General features: G+C 64.5%; 24 protein-coding genes. 10 read left to right on the top strand and 14 right to left on the bottom strand.

The genetic code is table 11. The annotated features are described in order from the left end of the window. Positions 1-43 precede the first annotated feature (43 nt). On the top strand, positions 44-961 hold the full coding sequence (locus tag ACNFG0_RS12400; protein ID WP_196154615.1) for a LysR substrate-binding domain-containing protein: 918 nt from the start codon (positions 44-46) through the stop codon (positions 959-961). On the opposite strand, the gene ACNFG0_RS12395 is transcribed toward ACNFG0_RS12400, so the two are convergent. From ACNFG0_RS12395 to ACNFG0_RS12380, 4 genes are all read right to left on the bottom strand, one after another. Then, positions 901-1,473 carry a D-Ala-D-Ala carboxypeptidase family metallohydrolase gene (locus ACNFG0_RS12395; protein ID WP_196154631.1) on the bottom strand — a complete coding sequence of 191 codons (573 nt, stop codon included), beginning with the start codon at positions 1,471-1,473 and terminating at the stop codon, positions 901-903. The two genes, ACNFG0_RS12400 and ACNFG0_RS12395, sit on opposite strands and share 61 nt — an antisense overlap. A 140-nt stretch (positions 1,474-1,613) precedes the next feature. Next, positions 1,614-2,252 carry a carbonate dehydratase gene (can, locus tag ACNFG0_RS12390; RefSeq protein ID WP_084858612.1) on the bottom strand — a complete coding sequence of 213 codons (639 nt, stop codon included), beginning with the start codon at positions 2,250-2,252 and terminating at the stop codon, positions 1,614-1,616. Positions 2,253-2,304: 52 nt separating this feature from the next. Further along, the gene (gene rimI / locus ACNFG0_RS12385) at positions 2,305-2,760 is read right to left on the bottom strand and encodes a ribosomal protein S18-alanine N-acetyltransferase (protein WP_196143758.1); all 456 of its coding nucleotides are present in this window, start codon (positions 2,758-2,760) and stop codon (positions 2,305-2,307) included. Then, positions 2,757-3,542, bottom strand: a complete 786-nt coding sequence (locus ACNFG0_RS12380; RefSeq protein WP_196154616.1) for an energy transducer TonB — start codon at positions 3,540-3,542, stop codon at positions 2,757-2,759. The genes rimI and ACNFG0_RS12380 overlap by 4 nt, the downstream gene beginning before the upstream one ends. A 196-nt stretch (positions 3,543-3,738) precedes the next feature. On the opposite strand from ACNFG0_RS12380, the gene mksB reads away from it, so the two are divergent. Genes mksB through mksF form a run of 3 tightly spaced genes read left to right on the top strand, consistent with a single transcriptional unit; the run spans position 3,739 to position 8,553 of the window. Beyond that, entirely contained in the window at positions 3,739-5,028 is a 1,290-nt protein-coding gene (gene mksB / locus ACNFG0_RS12375) for an Mks condensin complex protein MksB (RefSeq protein WP_196143760.1), read from the top strand. Then, on the top strand, positions 5,018-5,725 hold the full coding sequence (gene mksE / locus ACNFG0_RS12370) for an Mks condensin complex protein MksE (RefSeq protein WP_196143761.1): 708 nt from the start codon (positions 5,018-5,020) through the stop codon (positions 5,723-5,725). The genes mksB and mksE overlap by 11 nt, the downstream gene beginning before the upstream one ends. Then, positions 5,722-8,553, top strand: coding sequence for an Mks condensin complex protein MksF (mksF, locus tag ACNFG0_RS12365; protein WP_416765017.1), 2,832 nt, complete (start codon positions 5,722-5,724; stop codon positions 8,551-8,553). The genes mksE and mksF overlap by 4 nt, the downstream gene beginning before the upstream one ends. Before the next feature lie 144 nt (positions 8,554-8,697). Here mksF and ACNFG0_RS12360 read toward each other — a convergent pair whose 3' ends face one another. The 5 genes from ACNFG0_RS12360 to rplU all read right to left on the bottom strand — a co-directional run bounded on the left by ACNFG0_RS12360 (position 8,698) and on the right by rplU (position 12,525). Further along, positions 8,698-9,162 (bottom strand): CreA family protein, encoded by a 465-nt coding sequence (locus ACNFG0_RS12360; protein ID WP_416765015.1) that lies wholly within the window; start codon positions 9,160-9,162, stop codon positions 8,698-8,700. Between the two features lie 4 nt (positions 9,163-9,166). Beyond that, complete coding sequence (proB, locus tag ACNFG0_RS12355; protein WP_196143764.1) at positions 9,167-10,285, bottom strand: glutamate 5-kinase; 1,119 nt, start codon at positions 10,283-10,285, stop codon at positions 9,167-9,169. A gap of 217 nt (positions 10,286-10,502) precedes the next feature. Beyond that, positions 10,503-11,726 (bottom strand): Obg family GTPase CgtA, encoded by a 1,224-nt coding sequence (cgtA, locus tag ACNFG0_RS12350; protein WP_196143765.1) that lies wholly within the window; start codon positions 11,724-11,726, stop codon positions 10,503-10,505. Positions 11,727-11,914: 188 nt separating this feature from the next. Next, positions 11,915-12,172: a 50S ribosomal protein L27 gene (gene rpmA / locus ACNFG0_RS12345; protein ID WP_070092741.1), complete on the bottom strand. Its 258-nt coding sequence runs from the start codon at positions 12,170-12,172 to the stop codon at positions 11,915-11,917. Positions 12,173-12,210: 38 nt separating this feature from the next. Then, positions 12,211-12,525 (bottom strand): 50S ribosomal protein L21, encoded by a 315-nt coding sequence (gene rplU / locus ACNFG0_RS12340; protein WP_011532169.1) that lies wholly within the window; start codon positions 12,523-12,525, stop codon positions 12,211-12,213. 244 nt (positions 12,526-12,769) lie between these two features. Between rplU and ACNFG0_RS12335 the strand changes: the two genes are divergently transcribed. The 3 genes from ACNFG0_RS12335 to ACNFG0_RS12325 all read left to right on the top strand — a co-directional run bounded on the left by ACNFG0_RS12335 (position 12,770) and on the right by ACNFG0_RS12325 (position 14,644). Then, entirely contained in the window at positions 12,770-13,738 is a 969-nt protein-coding gene (locus ACNFG0_RS12335) for a polyprenyl synthetase family protein (protein ID WP_084858621.1), read from the top strand. A 167-nt stretch (positions 13,739-13,905) separates the two neighbouring features. Further along, positions 13,906-14,247: a zinc ribbon domain-containing protein YjdM gene (locus ACNFG0_RS12330; protein WP_196143766.1), complete on the top strand. Its 342-nt coding sequence runs from the start codon at positions 13,906-13,908 to the stop codon at positions 14,245-14,247. Between the two features lie 151 nt (positions 14,248-14,398). Next, positions 14,399-14,644 carry a hypothetical protein gene (locus ACNFG0_RS12325; RefSeq protein ID WP_196143767.1) on the top strand — a complete coding sequence of 82 codons (246 nt, stop codon included), beginning with the start codon at positions 14,399-14,401 and terminating at the stop codon, positions 14,642-14,644. 108 nt (positions 14,645-14,752) lie between these two features. On the opposite strand, the gene ACNFG0_RS12320 is transcribed toward ACNFG0_RS12325, so the two are convergent. The 5 genes from ACNFG0_RS12320 to ACNFG0_RS12300 all read right to left on the bottom strand — a co-directional run bounded on the left by ACNFG0_RS12320 (position 14,753) and on the right by ACNFG0_RS12300 (position 19,603). Continuing rightward, complete coding sequence (locus ACNFG0_RS12320; RefSeq protein WP_196154618.1) at positions 14,753-15,370, bottom strand: FKBP-type peptidyl-prolyl cis-trans isomerase; 618 nt, start codon at positions 15,368-15,370, stop codon at positions 14,753-14,755. Positions 15,371-15,462: 92 nt separating this feature from the next. After that, entirely contained in the window at positions 15,463-15,768 is a 306-nt protein-coding gene (locus ACNFG0_RS12315) for a DUF6482 family protein (protein ID WP_196143769.1), read from the bottom strand. Positions 15,769-15,902: 134 nt separating this feature from the next. After that, positions 15,903-16,391 carry a TIGR00645 family protein gene (locus ACNFG0_RS12310; protein ID WP_084858626.1) on the bottom strand — a complete coding sequence of 163 codons (489 nt, stop codon included), beginning with the start codon at positions 16,389-16,391 and terminating at the stop codon, positions 15,903-15,905. A 271-nt stretch (positions 16,392-16,662) separates the two neighbouring features. Then, positions 16,663-17,001 (bottom strand): hypothetical protein, encoded by a 339-nt coding sequence (locus tag ACNFG0_RS12305; RefSeq protein ID WP_084858627.1) that lies wholly within the window; start codon positions 16,999-17,001, stop codon positions 16,663-16,665. A 163-nt stretch (positions 17,002-17,164) separates the two neighbouring features. Continuing rightward, positions 17,165-19,603: a Lon protease family protein gene (locus tag ACNFG0_RS12300; protein ID WP_196154619.1), complete on the bottom strand. Its 2,439-nt coding sequence runs from the start codon at positions 19,601-19,603 to the stop codon at positions 17,165-17,167. A 256-nt stretch (positions 19,604-19,859) separates the two neighbouring features. On the opposite strand from ACNFG0_RS12300, the gene ACNFG0_RS12295 reads away from it, so the two are divergent. The 3 genes from ACNFG0_RS12295 (at position 19,860) to ACNFG0_RS12285 (ending at position 22,748) form a co-directional block, all read left to right on the top strand. Beyond that, positions 19,860-20,348 (top strand): DUF3015 domain-containing protein, encoded by a 489-nt coding sequence (locus ACNFG0_RS12295; protein ID WP_084858629.1) that lies wholly within the window; start codon positions 19,860-19,862, stop codon positions 20,346-20,348. 79 nt (positions 20,349-20,427) lie between these two features. After that, positions 20,428-22,281 carry a DUF4105 domain-containing protein gene (locus ACNFG0_RS12290; protein ID WP_416765010.1) on the top strand — a complete coding sequence of 618 codons (1,854 nt, stop codon included), beginning with the start codon at positions 20,428-20,430 and terminating at the stop codon, positions 22,279-22,281. Positions 22,282-22,391: 110 nt separating this feature from the next. Continuing rightward, positions 22,392-22,748 carry a hypothetical protein gene (locus ACNFG0_RS12285; protein ID WP_196143772.1) on the top strand — a complete coding sequence of 119 codons (357 nt, stop codon included), beginning with the start codon at positions 22,392-22,394 and terminating at the stop codon, positions 22,746-22,748. Positions 22,749-22,792: the final 44 nt, after the last annotated feature.

Raw genomic sequence — 22,792 nt, 5'->3', positions numbered from 1 at the left:
GCAGGCTTGCCCCGCGATGCGCCGGCACAGACGACACACGACCATGAAACTGCCCCCACTCACCGCCCTGCGTTATTTCGATGTCGCCGCGCGGACCGAAAGCTTCGTGCGCGCCGCCGAGCAGCTGCACGTGACCCACGGCGCTGTCAGCCGCCAGGTGCGTCTGCTGGAGGAAAGCCTGGGCCTGGAGCTGTTCGAGCGGCGCAACCGGGCTCTGTTCCTGACCCCGGCCGGTCGCAGCCTGCATGGCACCACCCAGTCGATCTTCGAACAACTCGAAGGCGCAGTGCAGCGCCTGCAAGCGCAGACGCAAGGCAATGTGCTGGTGGTGTCGTGCGAGCCGACCATCGCCATGCGCTGGCTGATCCCGCGCCTGCCCCGCTTCCATGCCACCCATCCAGACCTGCAGCTGCACCTTGTGGCAGCGGGCGGGCCGCTGGACTTCAGCCGTGCCGGGGTGGACCTGGCGCTGCGGCGCGACGACTTCCACTGGGACCGCACACTGCACAGCTTGAAGATTTGCGAGGAGTGGATCGGCCCGGTCGGCCAGCGAGGCCATGCTGCCAACCTCGACGGCCAGCGCCTGCTCCACAGCGCCACCCGGCCTGACGCCTGGAACACCTGGCAGCGCCTGGCCGGAGAGAAGGTACGCCACACCGAGCGCAGCGACTTCGAGCATTTCTACCTGTCGATCCAGGCCGCCAACGCGGGGCTTGGGCTGGCCATCGCGTCAGCGTTGATGGTCCGTGACGAACTGGACAGCGGGCAGCTGGTAGCACCCTTTGGCTTCCTGCGAGACGGCTCTGCCTACCACCTGCTCAGCCCCCTGCCCCTGGAGGACGGCGGCAAGCGCCAGCGCTTCGCCGAGTGGGTGATGGGCGAATGCCAGACGTGCCTCGCTCACCTGGGCCTGGTGCAGAACGACGAGCCCGAGCGGCCGTCGCCACCCCAGGTGCGATAGCCAGCCGTATCGAGGTGGATGCGCCCGGAAGGATAACGCCCCAGGCCCATGTTCCAGGCCTGGCCATGCTGCTGCCAGAACCGGCACAGCGGGTTGGGGTCGGCCCAGTCGGGCAGCAGCACGTCGACCGCGAAAGCCCGGGTATGGGCGCTGCCCACCGCACCGCCGGCACAGGCATTCAGGCGTGGGTCGCGGTAGGCCGAGACCACTTCGAACTGACGCAGGATGCCTTGTTCGTCGAGTGTCTTGAGCAACATCAAGGTGGCACGCACCTGTGGCCAATGAGTGGCCGGCGGCACGGCAAAGGGTGAGGCCCGGCACAGGCGCCAGTCCGAGGCCGAGCGCAGCAGCTGATGGATCGGTACCACGCCATAGAGACGGGCATCCACCAGCATCTGGCGAAAGGCACGGGTCGGGTGGTCGCCTGCCCATTGGGCGAACATCCAGACATCACGCTCATCGGCGTGGGCCATGCTTGCCAGGAACCCTGCCACGCATGCCAGCAGCTTCATGCCTTTCATTCTTCACTCCTGTGTAGCTACTACAGCGAGTAAAGCACGGGGCCGCTGCGCCGCCCAATCGCGGGACAAGCCCGCTCCCACAGGGGACCGGCGCTTGCCCCGCGATTGGGCTGCAGGGCAGCCGCGAAAACCTACTCCAAAGGCCGCAGGCGATACTGCGGCGGCAACTGGGCAAACCCGCTGATGGTGGTGTCCAGGCTCTTCCAGCGGCCATCCTTGATGCCATAGATGCAACCATGGATCGACAGTTCCTGGCCGCGATGCCAGGCATTCTGCACGATGCTGGTGTGGGCCACGTTGGCCACCTGCTGGATCACGTTCAGCTCGCACAGGCGGTCGACCTTGGCTTCTTCGGTATCGAGCTTGGCCAGCTCGCCGCGCTTTTCGTAGTACAGGTCGCGAATCGAACGCAGCCAGCCGTCGATCAGGCCCAGCTGGCGGTCCTGCATCGCGGCGCGCACACCACCGCAACCATAGTGGCCAGTGACCAGAATGTGCTTGACCTTGAGCACCTCCACCGCGTACTGGATCACCGACAGGCAGTTCAGGTCGGTGTGCAGCACCACATTGGCCACGTTGCGGTGCACGAACAGGTCGCCCGGCAGCATGCCGACGATCTCGTTGGCCGGCACGCGGGCATCGGAACAGCCGATCCAGAGGAATTCCGGGGTCTGCTGGCGAGCCAGCTTGGCGAAGAAGTCCGGGTCGCGCTGCTTGATCGCATCGGCCCAGCGTTCATTGTTGTCGATCAGTTCCTGCAGGTCATGCATGGTCGTTGCCTCATCAGGGTATGCCTGTGTGACTCGACCAGCCCCTGCGAGGTCACTCTTCGAACAGGGTGCAGGCCATCACCAGGGCATCTTCGCGTCCGCCGGCGACTGGGTAGTAGTCGCGCCGGCGGCCGATTTCGTTGAATCCGTAGCGCTCGTACAGGCGGTAGGCCGACTGGTTGCTGGCACGCACCTCCAGGAAGCACTCCCGGCCGTTGAGCTGGTAGGCACGGGCCATCAGGTGCTGCAACAGGCGCAGGCCCAGGCCGCGGCCCTGGTTCTCCGGCTTGACGGTGATATTGAGCAGGTGGGCCTCGTCGATGATCACATTGATCACGCCATGGCCGACCTGCTGCTGGCCGTCGAACATCAGCCAGACCTCATAGGACTTGAGCGCATCCTGGAAGATTCCGCGAGTCCACGGATGGCTGAACGCGGCATATTCGATTTTAAGCACGGCATCCAGATCCGCCTCGGTCATCGGGCGGAAACTGATCGAGTCACTCATTCAACGCTCTTCCAGCGCGCCATCAGCCGGCGCATCGCTTGCCAGACGTCCGCCTTGCGCTGCGGCTCGTCCATCAACAGTTCAAGGCCCGGCAAGGCCCAGGCGTCGCCAAGGCCCTCGACCTTCAGTTCTTGGTAGTAGGCCTGGTCATCGGCCTGGCCTGCGAAGCGCACGGCGGGCAGGCCGACCAGCCACAGGCAGGTGCAGGGCGCCTCTTCCAGGCGCGCTGCGATGAAGCCCTGAACGAAGTCGCGCGCCGCCTCCGGCCCCTGATCCATGTTGCCGCGCACCAGCAATGGCCAGCGCACCGGCTCGCCGATGATCTGCGGCGCGTCGGGCAAGCCGGCGGCGCGCAGCATGTCCTTGAGCAGCAGGTAGGAGGGATCACGGCTCTGGAACGGTTGCCCGGTGGCCAGCTCGACCAGCACCAGGCACCGACCTGCGCGCAGCAACTGCAGTGCGAAACGTGGCGGCGGTACCGGCGCCGGACGGGGCGCCGGGGCCTGCTCCTCGGCCTCGACCGGCTTGCTGGCGGGCTTGGGTGCGCTGCCCGGTCGGGGAATCTCGATCTTCGGGCGCTCGACGGTGCGAGCCTGGACGGCGGGGGTTTCGGCAGGTGCTGGCGCGCTCGGGCGCACCTCGACGGCAATGTCCTCGACCGGCGCCAATGGCAGCAGCAGTTCCGGGCGCGACGGTGCGGCGAACGGCAGTTCGGCGCGCGGCAGCCAGTGCACCACTTGCATGGCGGAAAGGTAGGCGCGGCGGCGGGGCTCGGTCAGCAAGGCACGGGGTCCGGGGTGAGGATTGGCGGGTATTCTAGCGCGTACGCCTTGGGTTTTGCAGGGGTTGTGAGACCGAGCGCCGCTCGCGATGCGCCGCGCGGGCGGCGCGCGATCTCATTACAGACCAAGGGGTGAAATCCTCCCCCCCGGATGCAGTACAATCGCCCCTTTTATTTGGCAACGAGTCGACCCGCCAATGATCGAACCCAAGCGCGTCCTGCGCGCCCTAGCCGAACACTGGGCCTTGATCGAGCCGCTGTGCGAGCGCTTCGACCAAGGCACCCTGAGCCTGGTCGAGCTGCGCCAGCAACTGGCCCGACAACAGGTGGAAAGCACGCCGCAGGACATCACCCAGCTGCTCGACGTGTGGATCCGCCTGGACATTCTGGTGCCGGTGGCCAAGAGCCCGAACCGCTTCGAGCTCAACGCCCAGATCCACGACTTCCTCGCCTACCTGCGCCGTGAGCACCGCCTGGGCCTGTGCCTGGAGATCGAGGCCTACCTGCGCCACCTGGAGCGCCTGGCCGGGCACATCCAGGACGCTTTCGACAACCGCGACAGCGACGACCTGGCGCGCCAGCTGCGTCTGCTCGACATGCGCGTGCGCGATGTCCTCAAGAAGCTCGACAACGATGAACAGGCGCTGGTCGCCGTGGCCGAACGGGCCAAGACCAGCAACCGCCAGATCCCCCTGCGCCAGCGCTACGCCGAAGTCCTGGCGACCTGGGACGAGTACGTCGAACCGATGATCCAGCTGGTCAATGCCGACGGCGCCTTCGAGCAAGGCGTGCGCAAGGTCGAGACCGTGCTGCTGCGCCTGCTGGGCGAGCAGGCGCGCCTGGGTCACCTGGTCGACGACGACATGCTGCTGCGCACCCATGCGCGCATCCTCGAGATGCAGACCAGCGCCCAGCTCACCCTGCGCCATGCCCGTGAACTGCTGCTGCCGCTGCGCGAAGAAGCACGCCGGCACAACGCCGTGACCCGCGGCGCCGCCCTGGCCCTGTCGGTGATCCGCAAGAAGGGCATCGATGCGGTGCCGCAAGCGGCCATGCCGATGTTCACCCGCCCGCAGAGCACCTTCCTCGGCAGTGCCAGCCAGGTCGAGGCGTACGTCTACGCCCTGGCCCGTTTCGAACCCAAGCCGGCGCGCTTCCCCAAGGCGCACAAGTCGCAGAAAGGCCCACTGCCCCGCGCCCCGCGCACGGTCAAGGAAATGCTCGAGCGCTGCGAAGACGCCCTGCCCCTGCCGGACCTGATGGTCTGGCTGCTGGAGCAAGAGCCCGAAGGCGCCACCGACGAACTGCTGTACTGGTTCTCGCGCCTGTCGCGGGAGAAGCGCTTCAGCCGCGAGCGCCTCGAACGCCAGGAATACACCACCCGCGAACACCTGGTCAGCCTGCGCTCCTTCGCCCTGACGTCCAGCCGCGAAGCCACGCCAACGACCACGTCCGACTCCAACGCGAGCCCAGCCAATGCATCTTGATCTTTCCGAACTGTCCCAGCTCGCGCCGATCTTCCGCGAGCTGTTCAAGGGCTTCCACATCAGCCGCCGCGACCCTGAGCTGTACGCCCAGCTGTCGAACTTCCAGGACCAATACCGCACCCTGTTCAAGGCCCTGGGCTTCGAGCTGGTGTGCGATACCCGCGGTTTCTACTACTTCGTGCCCGAGCAGGCCGCCGCTCAGGTCAACAAGACCGCGCAGCGCCTGTCGCTGTTCACCTTCATCCTGGTCGAGCACCTGGCCGACCAGGGCCGCGACCCGATGGCCGTGCTCGATGGCGGCAGCGTCGGCCGCGACGAGCTGCCGTCCTTGCTGGAAAAGTACCGTGACCTGTTCATCCAGGCCGAAGTGCAGACCGTGGAGGAACTGGAAGAGAAAATCCTGCGCCGCATGACCCAGCTGGGCTTTGCCCATGAAGAAGGCGGGATCTACCGCTTCCTGCCGCCGATGCACCGTTTCCTCGACGTGTGCCTGTCGGTCCAGCAGGACCGTGACCTGGCCGCCAGCCTGCACAGCGACCTGCCGCTGCCAACGCCGGTTCTGGTCGAGGAAGAGAGCCCGGAAGCCCTCAACCGCACCGACGACCCACTCGACCTCACTCCGTTCGACGACGAGGAAAGCGAGGAAGAAGCCCTGGCCCGGGCCATCCGCGAAGAGCAACAGGAGATTGACGCATGAGCCAGGAACGCTACGGTATTCGCCGCTTCGCACTGCTCAACACCGCCGGCTACAGCCTGGGCCTGTTCCCCCTGGAACACCCGCTGTCGGTCTACGGCGCCAACAACCTGGGCAAGTCCGCCTCGATCAACGCCCTGCAGTTCCCGATCCTGGCGCGCATGTCCGACATGAGCTTCGGCAAGTACAGCCTGGAGCAGTCGCGCCGGTTCTACTTCGCCAGCGACACCAGCTACATCCTCTGCGAACTGAACCTGCCCCACGGCCCTCACGTGATCGGCGTGGTCGGGCGCGGCCCGGGCGGCGGCTTCGGCCACCAGTTCTTCGCCTACCAGGGCCAGCTGGACCTGGCGCACTACCAGAAGAACGACACCTGCCTGCGCCAGAAGGAGCTGTTCACCAACCTCGAGCAGCACGGCCTGAAAGCCTATGAGCTAAAGCCCGACGAACTGCGTCGGCTGCTGGTCGGCGGCCACACCTCGGTGCCGCTGGACCTGACCCTGATCCCGCTGCGCTCGACCAGCGAGCAGAGCCTCAAGACCTTCCGCGCACTGTTCATCAACCTGCTGCACATGCGCGAGATCACCGCGGCCAAGCTCAAGCAGCTGTTCCTCGATGCCTTCGAACACAGCCTGCGCTCGGGCAGCGTCGACTACATCGCCGCCTGCGAAGAAGCTTTCCGTGACGTACGCCGCATGGAACAGGACTACAACGCCCTGGTCGCCGCCGGCCCCCTCGTCGAGGCCCTGGCCGGCGGAGTGGCCCAGCGCGACATCCTGCGCGGCAAGCTGCACCGCATCTCACCGTTGCTCGATAACCTGCTGGGCACCTGGCAGGAATACGCCATGGCGCGCAAGGAAGAGCTGGTCATCCAGTCCGAGCACTACCGCAGCGAGCAGGACCGCCTGCAGAACGACCAGCGCGGCGGTACCCAGGAGCTGATGCGCCTGGAGCGTGAGATCACCGGCATCCAGCGCTGGCTGGGCGAGCTGTCGGTGCTCAAGCACCGCTTTGCCCTGGTCAACGACGTGAAGACCCTGGAGCAGCAATTGCTGGCCGCCAAGGACGCCCACGACGAACTGGCCGGCGCCCTGGCCCAGTCGCGGCAGTTCTCGGCCGAGGACCTGGACGAGCGCGTTCGCGACCTGGAAAAACGCCTCAAGCAGGTCAAGCAGCAACTCGACCACGCCGACAACAACAGCTACGCCCGCCTGCGCGAGGAGTTCTCACAGCAGGACGTCGACCGCCTGATGCGCCTGTTCAACGGCGCACTGTTCAGCCTGCCGCTGGGCAACCGGGGCATCGAGCTGGACGACAGCGATGTCTGGGTGAAAACCCTGGAAGCCGTGCTCGACAGCTTCAAAGGCGAGCGTTTCGAGGCCCCGGGCCTGTCCATCGACCTGTCGCACATCGACCCGCCGGCGCTCCAGGCCCTGGCTGACCGCGCCGCCCTGCGCGACCAATCGGCGCGTCTGGAAAAGGAGCTCAAGCAGCTCAAGACCCAGCAGGCCGTCGCCGCCGACCGCACCGCCTCCAAGGCGCAGACCGAAGCCCTTTACCAACAGGTGCTCGATGCCCAGAAGGCCCTGGAAGACTATCGCCGCACCGAGACCCTGAGTGCCGAGGAGCCGGAGAAGCTGGAACAGCTCGCCCAGCTCGAAGCTGCCCAGGACGAACTCAAGCGCTCCAGCGACGCCTTCACCGAGCGCGTCCAGCAACTGTCGGCCAAATTGCAGCTGGTGGGCCGGCAGATCGCCGACCTGGAAGCCAAGCAGCGCACCCTGGAAGACGCCCTGCGCCGACGCCAGCTGCTGCCGGCCGACCTGCCGTTCGGCACGCCGTTCATGGAAGCGATCGACGATTCCATGGACAACCTGCTGCCGCTGCTCAACGACTATCAGGACAGCTGGCAGGCCCTGCAGCGCGTGGACAACCAGATCGAGGCGCTGTACGCCCAAGTGCGCCTCAAGGGTGTGGCCAAGTTCGACAGCGAAGACGACATGGAGCGCCGCCTGCAGCTGCTGATCAACGCCTACTCGCACCGCACCGAGGAAGCCCTGACCCTGGCCAAGGCACGTCGCGCGGCGGTCACCGACATCGCCCGCACCTTGCGCAACATCCGCAGCGACTACGACAGCCTCGAGCACCAGCTGGCCTTGTTCAACCGCGAGATCAACAAGCGCCAGGTGTCCAACCTGGAAAGCTTCCGCGTGGTCCTGGCACCGAACAAGGAAGCGCTCAAGCACATCGACCAGATCATCCACAGCGCCGGCCAGTACGAGGAAGGCGAGACCCTGTCGGTGTTCGACCTGACCCAGAGCGCCGAGCAGGACCACAAGAACGAAGAGGCCAAGGAGTACCTGGCACGGCTGGTGGCGGCCAACCACAACCAGCTGGGCCTGAAGGACCTGTTCGAGCTGGCCTTCGAGATCACCAAGATCAACGGCCAGCCGGTGATCCATGCCGACATCGACGGCGCCGCCTCCAACGGCACCACCATGACCATCAAGGCGCTGACCAACATGTACTTGTTGCTGCACCTGATGGACCGCGACCTGGCCGGGCGCATTCGTCTGCCCTACTACCTCGACGAGGCAGCGGACATCGACGAACGCAACCAGGCGGCATTGCTGGAGACCAGCCAGCAGCTGGGCTTCGTGCCGATCCTGGCGAGCGTGAAGCCGCAGGTGTCGGCGCGGGTGGCGATCGACCTGGAAGGCGGCAGTGGGCCGAACGGCATCTACATCGACGAGGCAGACTGGAAGTACATCAGCCGGATCGATGAGGTGAAGGCGATCGTGCGTGAGGATGAGACAGAGGAACTGGCCTGAGGTAATTGGGGCCGCTTTGCGCCCCATCGCCGGCAAGCCGGCTCCCACTGGGACTGCGCGACTCGTGAGGCCTGCGCTGTACCTGTAGGAGCCGGCTTGCCGGCGATGGGCTGCGTAGCAGCCCCATTAGCCAAATTCAGGAAGTTATTGCTGTGCCCAGGGCAGGATCGGAATCGCCGTCACCGCATTCTGCGGGCTGCCTTCGATCAGCCGGTCGCTGTATACCAGGTACACCAGCGTATTGCGCTTCTCGTCCAAAAAGCGCACCACCTGCATGGTCTTGAATACCAGCGAGGTGCGTTCCTTGAACACCTCCTCGCCGTCCTTCAATTCACCCTTGAAGTGGATCGGCCCCACCTGGCGGCAGGCGATCGACGCCTCGGCCCGGTCCTCGGCCAAGCCCAACCCACCCTTCACCCCGCCAGTCTTGGCCCGCGACAGGTAGCAGGTCACGCCCTCGACCTTGGGGTCATCGAACGCCTCGACCACGATGCGATCATTCGGCCCGAGGAACTTGAACACGGTGGAAACCTGGCCGATCTCCTCGGCCCCGGCCAGCATCGGCAGCACCAGCGCCGCCATGGCAATCATCCTTTTCAACACGTTCATTCCCTCAGACCAGCACCAGGTTGTCGCGGTGCACCAGCTCCGGCTCGGCGCTGTAACCCAGCAGGCTCTCGATGGCATCGGACGGCTGGCCGATGATCTTCTGCGCCTCCAGGGCACTGTAGTTGGCCAGGCCACGGGCCACCTCAAGGCCGTCCGGGCCGACGCACACCACCATCTCGCCACGGCGGAAGCTGCCCTGCACGGTCTTCACGCCCACCGGCAACAGGCTCTTGTTGGCCTGGCGCAAGGCCTGCACGGCGCCCGCGTCGAGCACCAGGGTGCCACGGGTCTGCAGGTGGCCGGCCAGCCACTGTTTGCGAGCGGCGAGCATACCGCGCTCCGGCGACAGCAACGTCCCCAGGCGTTCACCGGCCTTGAGTCGATCGAGCACGCGCTCGATACGGCCCCCGATGATGATCGTGTGGGCACCGGAACGGGCCGCCAGGCGCGCGGCGCGCAGCTTGGTCTGCATGCCGCCGCGCCCCAGGGCGCCACCCGTCCCGCCGGCCACGGCGTCCAGGGCCGGGTCGTCGGCGCGGGCTTCGTAGATCAACTGCGCTTCGGGGTTGTTGCGCGGGTCGGCATCGAACATGCCGTCACGGTCGGTGAGGATCACCAGCAGGTCGGCTTCCACCAGGTTGGCCACCAGGGCCGCCAGGGTGTCGTTGTCGCCGAAGCGGATCTCGTCGGTGACCACGGTGTCGTTCTCGTTGATCACCGGCACCACGCCCAGGTCGACCAGGGTGCGTAGGGTGCTGCGGGCGTTGAGGTAACGCTTGCGGTCGGAGAGGTCGTCATGGGTCAGAAGGATCTGCGCGGTGTGCTTGCCATGCTCGCCGAAGCTCGACTCCCAGGCCTGCACCAGGCGCATCTGGCCAAGGGCAGCGGCGGCCTGCAGCTCGTTCATCGCGCTCGGTCGCGAGGTCCAGCCCAGCTGGCTCATGCCTGCGGCCACGGCCCCGGAGGAGACCAGCACCAACTCCACGCCCGCTTCCCGCAGCGCGACCATCTGCTCGACCCAGACAGCCATGGCGCCGCGGTCGAGGCCCTTGCCATCCGCCGTCAGCAGGGCGCTGCCGATCTTCACGACCCAGCGCTTGGCGCCTGTCACCTTGCTTCGCATCTTCTCTTCCAACCTATGTCGAATCTGTAGATACCAAAACGCCGCTCATGGGAGCGGCGTGCCGTGAAAATGGTGGTGCCCTCAATCGCGGAACAAGCCCGCTCCCACAGGATCGCATCGGACCTGTGGGAGCGGGCTTGCCCCGCGATGAATTCAACGCCCAAGCCTGATCAACGGCACACTGCTCGCAGAGCGGCGTTTAGTGTACTGCAACCGATCAGTCGCGCACGTAAATGATTTCCGGACCGTCTTCATCGTCCTCGAAATCATCCCAGTCGTCATCATCGCCGATGTCGTGCACGCTCTTGACCCCGGTGCGACGCAGGGTACGGGCATCGTCCAGCGCCTGCAGCTGGGCACGGGCCTCGTCTTCGATGCGCTGGTCGAGCTCGGCCAGTTCCTCGGCGTAAGCCGGGTCGTTGGCCAGGCGGTCGGCACGGTCTTCGAGGTAGCGCATCAGGTCGTGGCTCAGCTGCTCGGTACCCTGCTTGGCGATGGCCGAGATCACGTACACCGGGCCGTCCCAGTTCAGGCGCTCGACCACTTCCTTGACGCGCTCGTCGCGCTCCTCGTCCATGATCATGTCGGCCTTGTTCAGCACCAGCCAGCGCTCACGGTCGACCAGTGCCGGGCTGAACTGGGCCAGCTCGTTGATGATCACCTCGGCGGCATCGGCCGGGCTGCTGCCGTCCAGCGGCGCCAGGTCGACCAAGTGCAGCAGTACGCGGGTACGCGCCAGGTGCTTGAGGAAGCGGATACCCAGGCCCGCCCCTTCGGAGGCGCCTTCGATCAGCCCGGGGATGTCGGCGATGACGAAGCTCTTCCAGCGGTCGACGCTGACCACGCCCAGGTTCGGCACCAGCGTGGTGAACGGGTAATCGGCGACCTTCGGCTTGGCGGCCGAGACCGAGCGGATGAAGGTGCTCTTGCCGGCATTCGGCAAGCCCAGCAAGCCGACATCGGCCAGCACCTTCAGCTCCATCTTCAGGTCGCGCTGCTCGCCTGGCTTGCCTGGCGTGGTCTGGCGCGGCGCGCGGTTGGTGCTGGACTTGAAGCGGGTGTTGCCCAGGCCGTGCCAGCCGCCCTGGGCAACCATCAGCTTCTGGCCAGGGGTGACCAGGTCACCGATCACTTCCTGGGTCGAGGCGTCGATCACGGTGGTGCCGACCGGCACGCGCAGGAACAGGTCTTCACCCTTCTTGCCGGTGCAATCGGTGCTGCCGCCGTTCTGGCCACGCTGGGCTTCGTGGTGACGGGTGTAGCGGTAGTCGACCAGGGTATTGAGGTTTTCGTCGGCCACCATGTACACCGAGCCACCGTCACCACCGTCACCACCGTTGGGGCCGCCGTTCTCGATGAACTTCTCGCGGCGGAAGCTCATGCAACCATTGCCGCCATCACCGGCCTTGACCCGGATCGATACTTCGTCAACAAACTTCATAAAAACCGCCTCTCGCCTTCCGGCGAGCTGAATAACTTGAACACATGAGGCTCTTGCAAAAATGAGCGCGGCGGCCCCGTACGACCGTAGAAACCCACGCCGGCAGCCCATACAAACAGCTTTGCAAGAGGCTCACCACAAACGAAAAAGCCCCGTCGCATGACGGGGCTTCTGGAGCGACGTCGCGATTAGGCTGCGACGATGCTCACGTAACGGCGGTTGAACTCGCCTTTCTTCTCGAACTTGATCACGCCTTCGATCTTGGCGAACAAGGTGTGGTCCTTGCCCATGCCAACGCCGTAGCCAGCGTGGAATTCGGTGCCGCGCTGACGGACGATGATGTTGCCCGGCTTGATAACCTGGCCGCCATACATCTTCACGCCAAGGCGTTTCGATTCTGAGTCGCGACCGTTACGAGTACTACCACCAGCCTTCTTGTGAGCCATGGTTCAATTCTCCAAATAAATTCAGGGGACCTAGGCGATTAAGCCTGGATACCGGTGATTTTGATCTCGGTGAACCACTGGCGGTGGCCCATGCGCTTCATGTGGTGCTTACGACGACGGAACTTGATGATGCGAACCTTGTCGTGACGACCTTGCGAAACGACTTCAGCCACAACCTTGGCACCCGCGACGACTGGAGCGCCGATGGTGACGTCGTCGCCGTTGGCGACCAGCAGAACGCGATCGAAGGTCACGGATTCGCCAGTGGCGACTTCCAGTTTCTCGATCTTGAGGAATTCACCTTCAGCGACTTTGTACTGCTTGCCGCCGGTAACGATTACTGCGTAAGACATGGTATTTCTCCGATAATCCTGCTCACCCAGCGCTTTATATGATGAGTATTGGCTGGCATGGCTGCACTGGGCTGGAACGGCCCGGTGCAATTGCGTAAGGCAGGTGCTGCCCAGGAAGTTAGGGTGCGCGATTGTACGCAACCCGATAAATGCTTGCAAGTGGCGGCCCCGGGCCACGGGCAGCGCGCCTTGACACACCGGGACCCGCGACCTAGCATGCCGCGCAACCTCAATGGAGCAGCCGATGCAACCCCAATCCTTCTACCGCGCGGTAGCTGACGATTTCAGCGCCGTCGACGAGATCATCAAGAAGCAGCTGACCTCGCGCGTGCCGCTGGTATCGAAGATCGGCGACTATATCACGTCCGCTGGCGGCAAGCGCCTGCGCCCGCTGCTGGTGCTGCTGTGCGGCAAGGCCCTGGGCCGCGAAGGCGACGACCTGCGCCTGCTGGCGGCGACCATCGAGTTCCTGCACACCGCCACCCTGCTGCACGACGACGTGGTCGACATGTCCGGCATGCGCCGTGGCCGCTCCACCGCCAACGCCCTGTGGGGCAACGCGCCGAGCGTGCTGGTGGGCGACTTCCTGTATTCGCGCTCGTTCGAGATGATGGTCGAGCTCGGCTCGATGCCGGTCATGCAGATCCTCTCCAAGGCCACCCGGGTGATCGCCGAGGGCGAAGTGCTGCAACTGTCGCGGGTACGCGACGCCAGCACCACCGAAGAGGTGTACATGGACGTGATCCGCGGCAAGACCGCGATGCTGTTCGAAGCCTCGACCCACAGCGCCGCCGCGCTGGCCGGTGCCAGCGACGAACAGCGCGAGGCCCTGCGCACCTTCGGCGACCACCTGGGCGTAGCCTTCCAGCTGGTCGACGACCTGCTGGACTACAAGGGCGACTCGCAGACCCTGGGCAAGAACGTCGGCGACGACCTGGCCGAAGGCAAGCCGACCCTGCCGCTGATCTACACCATGCGCGAAGGCACCGCCGAACAGGCCGCCCTGGTGCGCCAGGCGATCCAGAAAGGTGGCCTGGAGGACTTGGAACAGATCCGCGTCGCCGTGGAAGCCTCCGGCGCCCTGGACTACACCGCCCAGCTGGCCCGCGACTACGTCAAGCGCGCCATCGAATGCCTGGAAGTGCTGCCCGCCAGCGAATACCGCGATGCACTGGTAGAGCTGAGCGAGTTTTCGGTCGCCCGTACCCACTGATTTCGCGTCGCCCCAATCGCGGGACAAGCCCGCTCCCACAGGTCCGTTGCACATAGGATCTAGTGAGAGCGAGCTTGTCCCGCGATTGCATTTGCACAGCAAGCCCCATCTATCGGGCAAAACCTTATACAATGTGGGCTTTATTTCTCCTGTCTTGAGGAAACTCCGTGAGCACTTTGCCACCTTGCCCAAAATGCAACTCCGAATACACCTATGAGGATGGCACCCAACTGATCTGCCCCGAATGCGCCCACGAGTGGTCGCCCAACGCCGAAGCCGAGGCTGCCAGCGACGACGTGGTGAAGAAGGATTCGGTCGGCAACGTCCTGCAGGACGGCGACACCGTTACCGTGATCAAGGACCTCAAGGTCAAGGGCTCATCCTTGGTGGTGAAGGTCGGCACCAAGGTCAAGAACATTCGCCTGTGCGACGGTGACCACGACATCGACTGCAAGATCGACGGCATCGGCGCCATGAAGCTGAAGTCGGAGTTCGTCCGCAAGGTCTGACGACCAGCCGCTCGGGGTTGCCGCCCAGGCAGCCTCGACAGATCCTGCAACAAGGTCCCTACCCCGCCTGGAAGAAAATAGCCAATAGGGCCTTGCTATTCTGATAATAAGAATTATTCTCATTGGAACCCGCTTTCCAAGGAGAACAGCCATGACCTATCTGATCGATGCCTGGCTCGACCGGCCCCACCCTTACCTGAGAATCCTGCACCGGGACACCGGCGAAGTGTGCGCCGTGCTCGAGGAAGACGCGCTTGACGAACTGCGCGACCAGGGCGACCTGGACTTCAATGGTTTGAATTCGAGTGAGCCTGGAGTGCTCAAGGAGGTGGTGCGCAATCTGTTCCTGTTCTGCTACGCGCGGGCGTTGCGCCCTGGGGGAACGGACTGGAATTGAAGCCTGCAGGCCCGGCCTCATCGCCGGCAAGCCGGCCCCCACAGGCTTACACCACCTTTGTGGGAGCCGGCTTGCCGGCGATTGGGCCGCAAAGCGGCCCCAACGGCATTACAGAACGTCGAGCAGCTCGACGTCGAACACCAGCACGCTGTGCGGCGGGATGCTGCCGACGCCCTGGGCACCGTAGGCCAGTTCGCTCGGTACGTACAGGCGCCACTTGCTGCCGGCGTTCATCAGCTGCAGGGCTTCGGTCCAGCCAGCGATCACACCACCGACCGGGAATTCAGCCGGCTGGCCACGCTCGTAGGAGCTGTCGAACACGGTGCCGTCGATCAGGGTGCCATGGTAGTGGGTACGCACGTTGTCTTCACGGCTTGGCTTGGCGCCTTCGCCTGCGGTCAGGACTTCGTACTGCAGGCCCGAGGCCAGGGTGGTGATGCCGTCACGCTTGGCATTCTCGACCAGGAAGGCCTTGCCGGCAGCAGCGGCAGCTTCGGCCTTGGCAGCGGCTTCGGCTTGCATCACTTCACGGATGACCTTGAAGCTGGCCGACAGGTCGGCCTCGCTGACGCGGCTGTCAGCGCCGTTGAAGGCGTCGGTCAGGCCGGCCAGGATGGCTTCCAGGCTTACGCCAGGTGGCGGGTTGTCGCGCAGCTGGCCGCCCAGCTGACGGCCAATGCCGTAGCTGACGCGCGATTCGTCGGTGGTCAGGTTGAGTTCGGACATTTCACTCTCCGCTTGAGGGCGAAGGTAATCCGCCCTACATGAAAAAGGGCGAGAAGCCTAGCACACAGCGGCGCGGTGATCAGCTATCGGAACTACCAGGCCGAACGTTGGGAAATCGGCACCTTCAGGTCTTCTTCCGGGTGAGTGCCCATCCCGCACATCTCGTCCTGGACGGACCAGTGCACCAAGTTCATGGACAACAACGGCACGGCGCTGAGCAGTTTGCGTGCGTCCTCCACCGAATGCACCCGCAGCCGTTCGCCACGAACATCGGCCAGCGGATGGGCATGCCCCTTGACCCGGGCCTCGAGCAAATAGTCGCCGCCTTCGATGGCGATGAGGTTGAGTTCATCGACATGACCGGCCCTGGCCTCGACGTTGAGCTGATGCAGGTTCATGAGAGTACCTCGCAACGGGAACCACGCATGACTGCTCATTTTTCGTACAGCCCAGACAAAACCACAAGCCATGAACGCGACCGCCCGTCCGTTTTCCAACGGACGGGCGGCGGGTACAACCGGCAGCAGCGCTGTCAGTGCTTGGTGACTTTGTCCAGGTAACCCATGACGAAGGCCGAGATGACGAACGTCATGTGGATGATCACGTACCACATCAGGTAGTCGGTGGAGATGTTCTGGGCATCCATGAACACCCGCAACAGGTGGATGGAGGAAATCGCCACGATCGACGCAGCAACCTTCATCTTCAGCGAGGAAGAGTCCATCTTGCCCAGCCAGTTGAGCTTCTCCTTGCTGTCGTCGATGTCCAGCTGCGAGACGAAGTTCTCGTAGCCAGAGATCATCACCATGACCAGCAGGCCACCGACCAGCGACATGTCGATCAGCGAAAGGATCACCAGGATCAGGTCAGCTTCGCTCAGGGAGAAGACATTGGGCAGGACGTGGACGACTTCCTGGAAGAATTTCAGCGCCAGGGCCAACAGGCCCAGGGACAGGCCAAAGTAGATCGGAGCGAGCAGCCAGCGCGAGGCATACATCGCGTTTTCGAGGAAACGTTCCATGGGAGGTAGAGACTCGTGAGATGACGAAAAAGCGAGGCGCGAGTATAGCCATCCACGTCCCGACAGCAAAAGCCTGGCAGGGTCGAGGTGGGTTTGCGACCCAATCGCCGGCAAGCCGGCTCCCACCTGTCCTGCGTTATTTTCAGAGCCTGTGGGAGAGCCTGTGGGAGCCGGCTTGCCGGCGATTGGGCCAGGGCAAGCAACTCAAGACAGTTGCTCACCTGTTCTGCGCTGTTTTCAGAATAGCGACCGTGCCAACGCCCCCTCGGCCTCAGGTTTCGGGATGGAACTGGAAATCCCCGAGGTTGCGGCAACGCTCGCCGTTGATCCTGCGCAGTTGCGCCTGCAGGTGCAGGCACCAGATCTGTGGATCATCGGCAACCTGGTAGCCGTGCAGGGTCAGGCTGTCGACAATGGCATTGAGTACCGACTCCGCCACCATCGGCCCATGGAAAGGCCCTTGGGCCTTGATGGCCGAAGGCTGTTCCCCCGCCATGCCGGCGGCGAACAGCAAGGTCCACATGCCGGTATCGCCAGCCAGCGGGCGAATGCTGCATTCGATGCGGGTCACCAGGCCCAGGCACTGGCGGGTGAGGCTGAGGTTGCGCATGGCGGCGTCCCCTCTGTGAAGCCTTGTTCAGCCCGGAACCTCAAGGCTGTTTCCATCCTGAACGCTGCTGCCGTCCTTAATTTCCAGCATAGAAGACGCGCGGAAAAAGATGGAAAACCGGCGCTAAACGGTAGCCACTGGCCGCCAGCGCCGGTTAATTGACTCAGGCCGGATTGGCCTGGGCCACCGCCTCCTCCAGGCGCTCCTTCTCGGCTTCCTTGACGTCTTCCTCGCTGATCATCTCGGCGATCACCCGCAGGCGCTCCACCACCCGAGCGTTGACGCTACCCTCGGGGAATTGGCCCTTCTCGTCCGGTGCACCGGCTTCCTCGCCTACCAGCAGGCTCAAGGCTTCATCGGCCTGGCTGACGGCGTAGACATGGAAGCGCCCGGCCTCGACGGCCTGCAGCACACGCTCGTCGAGCATCAGCGTGGCGACGTTGGCCCGAGGGATGATCACGCCCTGCTCGCCGGTCAGGCCGCGCGCTTCGCAAAGCCGGAAGAAGCCTTCGATCTTCTCGTTGACTCCACCGACCGCCTGCACTTCGCCGAACTGGTTGATCGACCCAGTAATGGCGAAGCACTGCTTGAGCGGCGTGCGCGACAGCGCCGAGATCAGCGTGCAGACCTCGCCGAGCGAGGCGCTGTCGCCATCGACGTAGCCATAGGACTGCTCCAGGGCGATGCTGGCCGAGATCGCCAGCGGGAACTCCTGGGCATAGCGGCTGCCCAGGTAACCGGTGAGGATCATCACGCCCTTGGAGTGGATCGGCTGGCCCAGGTTGACCTCGCGCTCGATGTCGACGATACCGCTGCCGCCCGGGTAGACGGTGGCGGAGATACGTGCCGGCATACCGAACGCCGAATCGCCCACCTCGAGCACGGTCAGGCCATTGCATTTGCCGATGGCCGCGCCTTCGGTGTCGATCAGGATGATCCCGGCGAGCATGTCGTCGAGCACCCGCTGGGAAACGCGCCCGGTACGGGTGGCCTTGGCCTTGAGGGCGCGCTCGATGTGCCCGGCGTCGGTCATCTCCTCATTGGCCAGCTGGCGGATGAAGTCCGCCTCGCTGACCAGCTGGAACAGGTCGCCGATACGTGCCGACAGGCGCGACTGGTTTTCCGCCAGGCGGGCGCTATAGGTGGCCAGGCGCGCCACCGCGTCGCCGGTCAAAGGCGCCATGCCTTCCTCGTTGGTACGCGTGCGCAGCAACTGGGCGAACTGCTCGAGGTTCTCGTCGACCAGCGGCATGTCCTCGTCGAAGTCCACCAGCACCCGGAACATCTCCTGGAAGTCCGGGTCATGGTCCTGCAGGGCGTAGTAGAGCTGGCGCGAGCCGATGATCACCAGCTTGACGTTGAGCGGGATCATCTGCGGCGTGAGGGTCACCGTCGCGACCCGGCCCAGCTCGCCCAGGGGCGATTCCATCTTCAGCTTGCGCGACTGCAGGGCCCGCTTGAGGGCATCCCAGACGAACGGCTCGCCGAGCATCTTCTCCGCTTCCAGGATCAAAAAGCCGCCGTTGGCGCGGTGCAGCGCGCCTGGGCGCAGCTGGCGATAGGAGGTGTAGAGCGCGCCTTGGTCGGTGCTGTATTCGATGCGTCCGAACAGGTTGTCGTAGGTCGGGTGCGGCTCGAAGACCATCGGCGCACCGCCGCTGGCGTGGTGGCCGACCACCAGGCTCGGCGCGTACTGCTCCTCGAGCATCTTGCGCGCCACGGCATCGGGCTTGCTGTCGTCGACCAGTTGCTCGACCACGGTGCGCAGCAGGTTCAACTGCATGGACTGCAGGTAGGCGCAGACCGCGGCGTTCTCGGCGTATTTCTCCGAAAGCGGCGCCAGCAGCGGCTGCAGCGCCAAGGTGATGGTTTCCTCGTTGAGCTGGCGCAGCTGGTTGTTCGACTCACGCTTCCATTGCGGCAGGCTGGCCAGTTCCTCGTTCAGGCGCTCCTCCAGCTCGGCGATGTCCTCGTGGAAGCGCTCGCGCACCTCCTCGGGCAGTTGGGCGAATTCGGCTTCGTCCAAGGCCTTGCCGTCGCTCATGGGGGTGAAGGCGACATTGCTGGCGTCGCGGTACAGGGCCACGTCCTTTTCCAGCGAAGCCCGCTCGATCACGTCCAGGGCGCGGTCGTAGCGCTGGTTGAAGGCGCGGTCGATGGCGCCCTTCTTCTGCTGGTAGGACGGGTGTTCGAACACCGCCGGGAAGGTCGACAGCAGGTTGTCGATCAGGCCGTTCATGTCGGCGATGAATTCGCTGGCGCTGCCGGCCGGCAGTTCCAGGGCCCGGGGCTCGCGGGTTTCGTCGAAGTTGTTGACGTAGACCCAGTCAGCGGGGGTTTGCTGGCGCTTGCCCTCGGCCTTGAGGTAGCGCTTGACGAACGAGAAGCGGCCGGTGCCGGGCTCGCCCATCACATACACGTTGTAGCCAGGGCGCGGCATGGCCACGCCGAATTGCAGGGCCTCGACGGCACGTTCCTGGCCCAGGACGCCTCGGAACGGCTCCAGATCGTCAGTGGTGGCAAAGGCAAACTGTTCAGCGGAGAAACGCCGGGTCAGGGCTTCGGGCGCGAGACGCAGGCGCGAGGCGACAGGATCGGGCATTGGGTTTCCTTACTTCGGCGGGGCGGGATGACAGGCATTCTGGCGCTGCCTGCGCGCAGCTTGCAAGGCTTGCCCGGACTTTATGTCGCAGGGGCACAGGTCCGTCTACCCATGCAATTTTTCGCAATAAATAACGCAACCTTTGGATCGTGCCTAAACTCCAACCTGCGCGGGTGGGCGTATTTGCTTTCCCGACCTGGCAACCGCGTTGCCAGAACCCCTGACCATTGGTACGTCTACGAAAGAGAACAAAGCTATGAAACGGATTCTTCTGGGTACTCTGTTCGCCGCTGTCTCGATCAATGCCATGGCTGAAGCGCCGGGTGGCCCGAACTGCGGCTGGGGCAACATGCTCTTCGAGGGCCAGCGTGGCACGCCGGCCCACTTCCTGGCCTCCACCACCAACGGCACCTCCGGCAACGCGACGTTCGGCATGACCTCGGGCACCAACGGCTGCTCGACCAAGGCCTCCCTGACCTATGGCGGCAAGTCGTGGTTCGCCATGAACGGCATGATGAACGAACTCTCCGAAGACATGGCCCAGGGCCAGGGCGAAGCCTTGACCACCTATGCCGTGGTCCTCGGCGTGGCACCTGAAGACCGCGCGCACTTCGCCGCTGTCACCCACCAGCACTTCAGCGAGATCTTCAGCAGCGCCGACGTCACTGCCGAAACCGTCCACAGCAACACCCTGGCTGTGCTCAAGAGCGACCCACGCCTGGCCAAGTACGCCACCGAGGCCTGAGTCCTGCCCTTCCCGCCCCGGCTTCGGGGCGGGTTCGGTCACTTCCACCTTCGGCATCATCCAGACGTAGTTGCCCGATATGCTCAAACGCCTCGCTTGCCTGGCGCTGGTCGCCAGTGCCCCGCTTCATGCCGCACCACAACTGGACCCGGCCCGTATCCGACAACTGGCCTCGACGCCCTACTGGATCGCCCTCGGTCATTACGAGACGGCCAAGCTCGGTGGCTGGCGCAGCTATGTGGACGACGCTGCCTTCTTCCTCGCCGAAGACGGCGCCCACCATCCCGAGCAGGAACTGCAGGCTACGGTCCAAGCGCTGTATGCCCCTGCCAGCCTGGGTGACAAGCATGCCCAGTGCGTGTTCCCGGCGCGCACCCGCTGGCTGCGCGAGCAACTGCAGCTCACCGATTTGCCGCAACCCGATTGCCAGGAATTCGCGACCTGGTACCAGTCGATCGACCCGCACAGTGCCGTGCTGGTATTCCCGGCGGCCTACCTGAACAGCCCCTCGTCGATGTTCGGCCACACCCTGCTGCGCATCGACCAGTCGAAAACCCGCAGCGACGACACGGCGCTGCTGAGCTACGCGATCAACTTCGGCGCTTACATCGAAGGCAGCGACAACAGTATCCTCTATGCCTGGAAAGGCCTGATGGGCGGCTACCCCGGCCTGTTCGCACTGATGCCCTACCAGGAAAAGCTCTCCGAGTACCGCAGCCTGGAAAACCGCGACCTGTGGGAGTACCAGCTGGACCTCACCCCGGAGGAAACCGGGCGCATGGTCGAGCATGTGTGGGAGCTCAAGCAGATCCAGTTCGACTACTTCTTCTTCGACGAGAACTGCTCCTACCGCCTGCTGGAACTGCTGCAAGTGGCGCGCCCGAGCCTGGACCTGACCTCGCAGTTCCCGCTGACGGCCATCCCCACCGACACCGTCAAGGCAGTCAAGCAATCGGGCCTGGTGGCCAGCGTCCACTACCGGCCTTCACGCGAACGCGAGCTGCTGGCCCGCGCTGAGCCGCTGGACCATGATGAAAAACAACAGGTGCTGGCCGTCAGCGCCGATACCGACCAATTGCAGTCACCGGCCTTCACCGCCCTGCCCCGTGAACGCCAGGCCCTGGTACAGGACGCGGCCTACCGGCTGGAACGCTACCGCGCCAACGGCCAGCAACGCGACCCGGCCCAGGCCAGGCGCAGCTTCGAATTGTTGCGGGCGATCAACCGCAACCCACCGCCGCCCCTGGAGATCGAGCGCCCAGGCCTGCCCGAGGACGGCCACCAGTCGCGCACCTGGCAACTGGGTGTCGGCACCCGAGAAGACCGCGCCTACGCCGAATATGGCCTGCGCATGGCCTACCACGACCTCAACGACAACGCCTATGGCTTCCCCCTGGGCGCGCAGATCGAGATTCTCCAGCTCAAGCTGCGCCAGTACGAAGGCAACGACTGGCAGGTGCAGCGCCTGGACCTGGCGACCATCCGCTCCCTGACCCCGCGCAATGACTTGCTACAACCCTGGTCGTGGCAAGTGGCAGGCGGGCTGGAGCGGGTTCCGGGCAAGCATGACGACGAGGTGCTGGTCAGCCACGTCAACGGCGGGGCCGGTGGCACCTGGCAACTGGCCGACGGCCTGCTGGGCTTTGCCCTGGGCACGCTGCGGGTCGAGCATCACAACGATTTCGCTCAGTTCATCGCTCCGGCCGCCGGCTTCAACGGTGGCCTGCTGTGGCGCAACGGGCTTGGCAACCTGACCTTGGAAGCCAAGGGGGATTACTTCGCCAATGGCGAGGTGCGCCGCAGCCTGAGCCTCAACCAGCAATGGGAGATCAGCCAGAACCTGGGGCTGCGCCTGAGCGCCAGCCGCGAGTTCAGCCACCTGGCCACGGCACAGAACGAAGTGACGCTCGAATTGAAGTGGTACCACTACTGATATAGGCCCGCTCCTACAGACAGAGACGACATCGAGCCTTTGACACCGTTTTGACAGCCCCCCGACAAATCGCCACCTAGACTTTCAGCTATCGGTTGGAGGTTGCGGATATGTGGCGGTACGGGTTCGGCTTGTGGATAACGTTGCTCCTGGTGGGCTGCCAGTCGGCCCATGAACAGATGATCGACCAGGGTTACCCGCCCGCCTATGCCGACGGTTTCGGCGATGGCTGCAGCAGCGGCCGCCAGGCTGCAGGGCTGATGGTCGGGGATTTTCGCAAGAACGTGCCGCGCTACCTGCACGAGCGTCAGTACGCCAGCGGCTGGGACGACGGTTTCCGCCAATGCCACGCCATGCAGAACAACGAGGACCTGCGCCAGTATCGCGAACGCTACTGGGACGAACGTGACCGGGATTGGCAGCAGGAGAAGGATCGCGGCGCCGCGCGCGCCTATCGCCGCCAATGAGTCGCAAACGGACAACCGTTGAAACCCACCCCCTGCCACCATGG

This window comes from Pseudomonas sp. NY15372, from assembly GCF_048068215.1.
Taxonomy (GTDB): domain Bacteria; phylum Pseudomonadota; class Gammaproteobacteria; order Pseudomonadales; family Pseudomonadaceae; genus Aquipseudomonas; species Aquipseudomonas guariconensis_A.
Note: the sequence above shows the minus strand (reverse complement) of the source record. Positions and strands in the feature narration are given on the sequence as shown.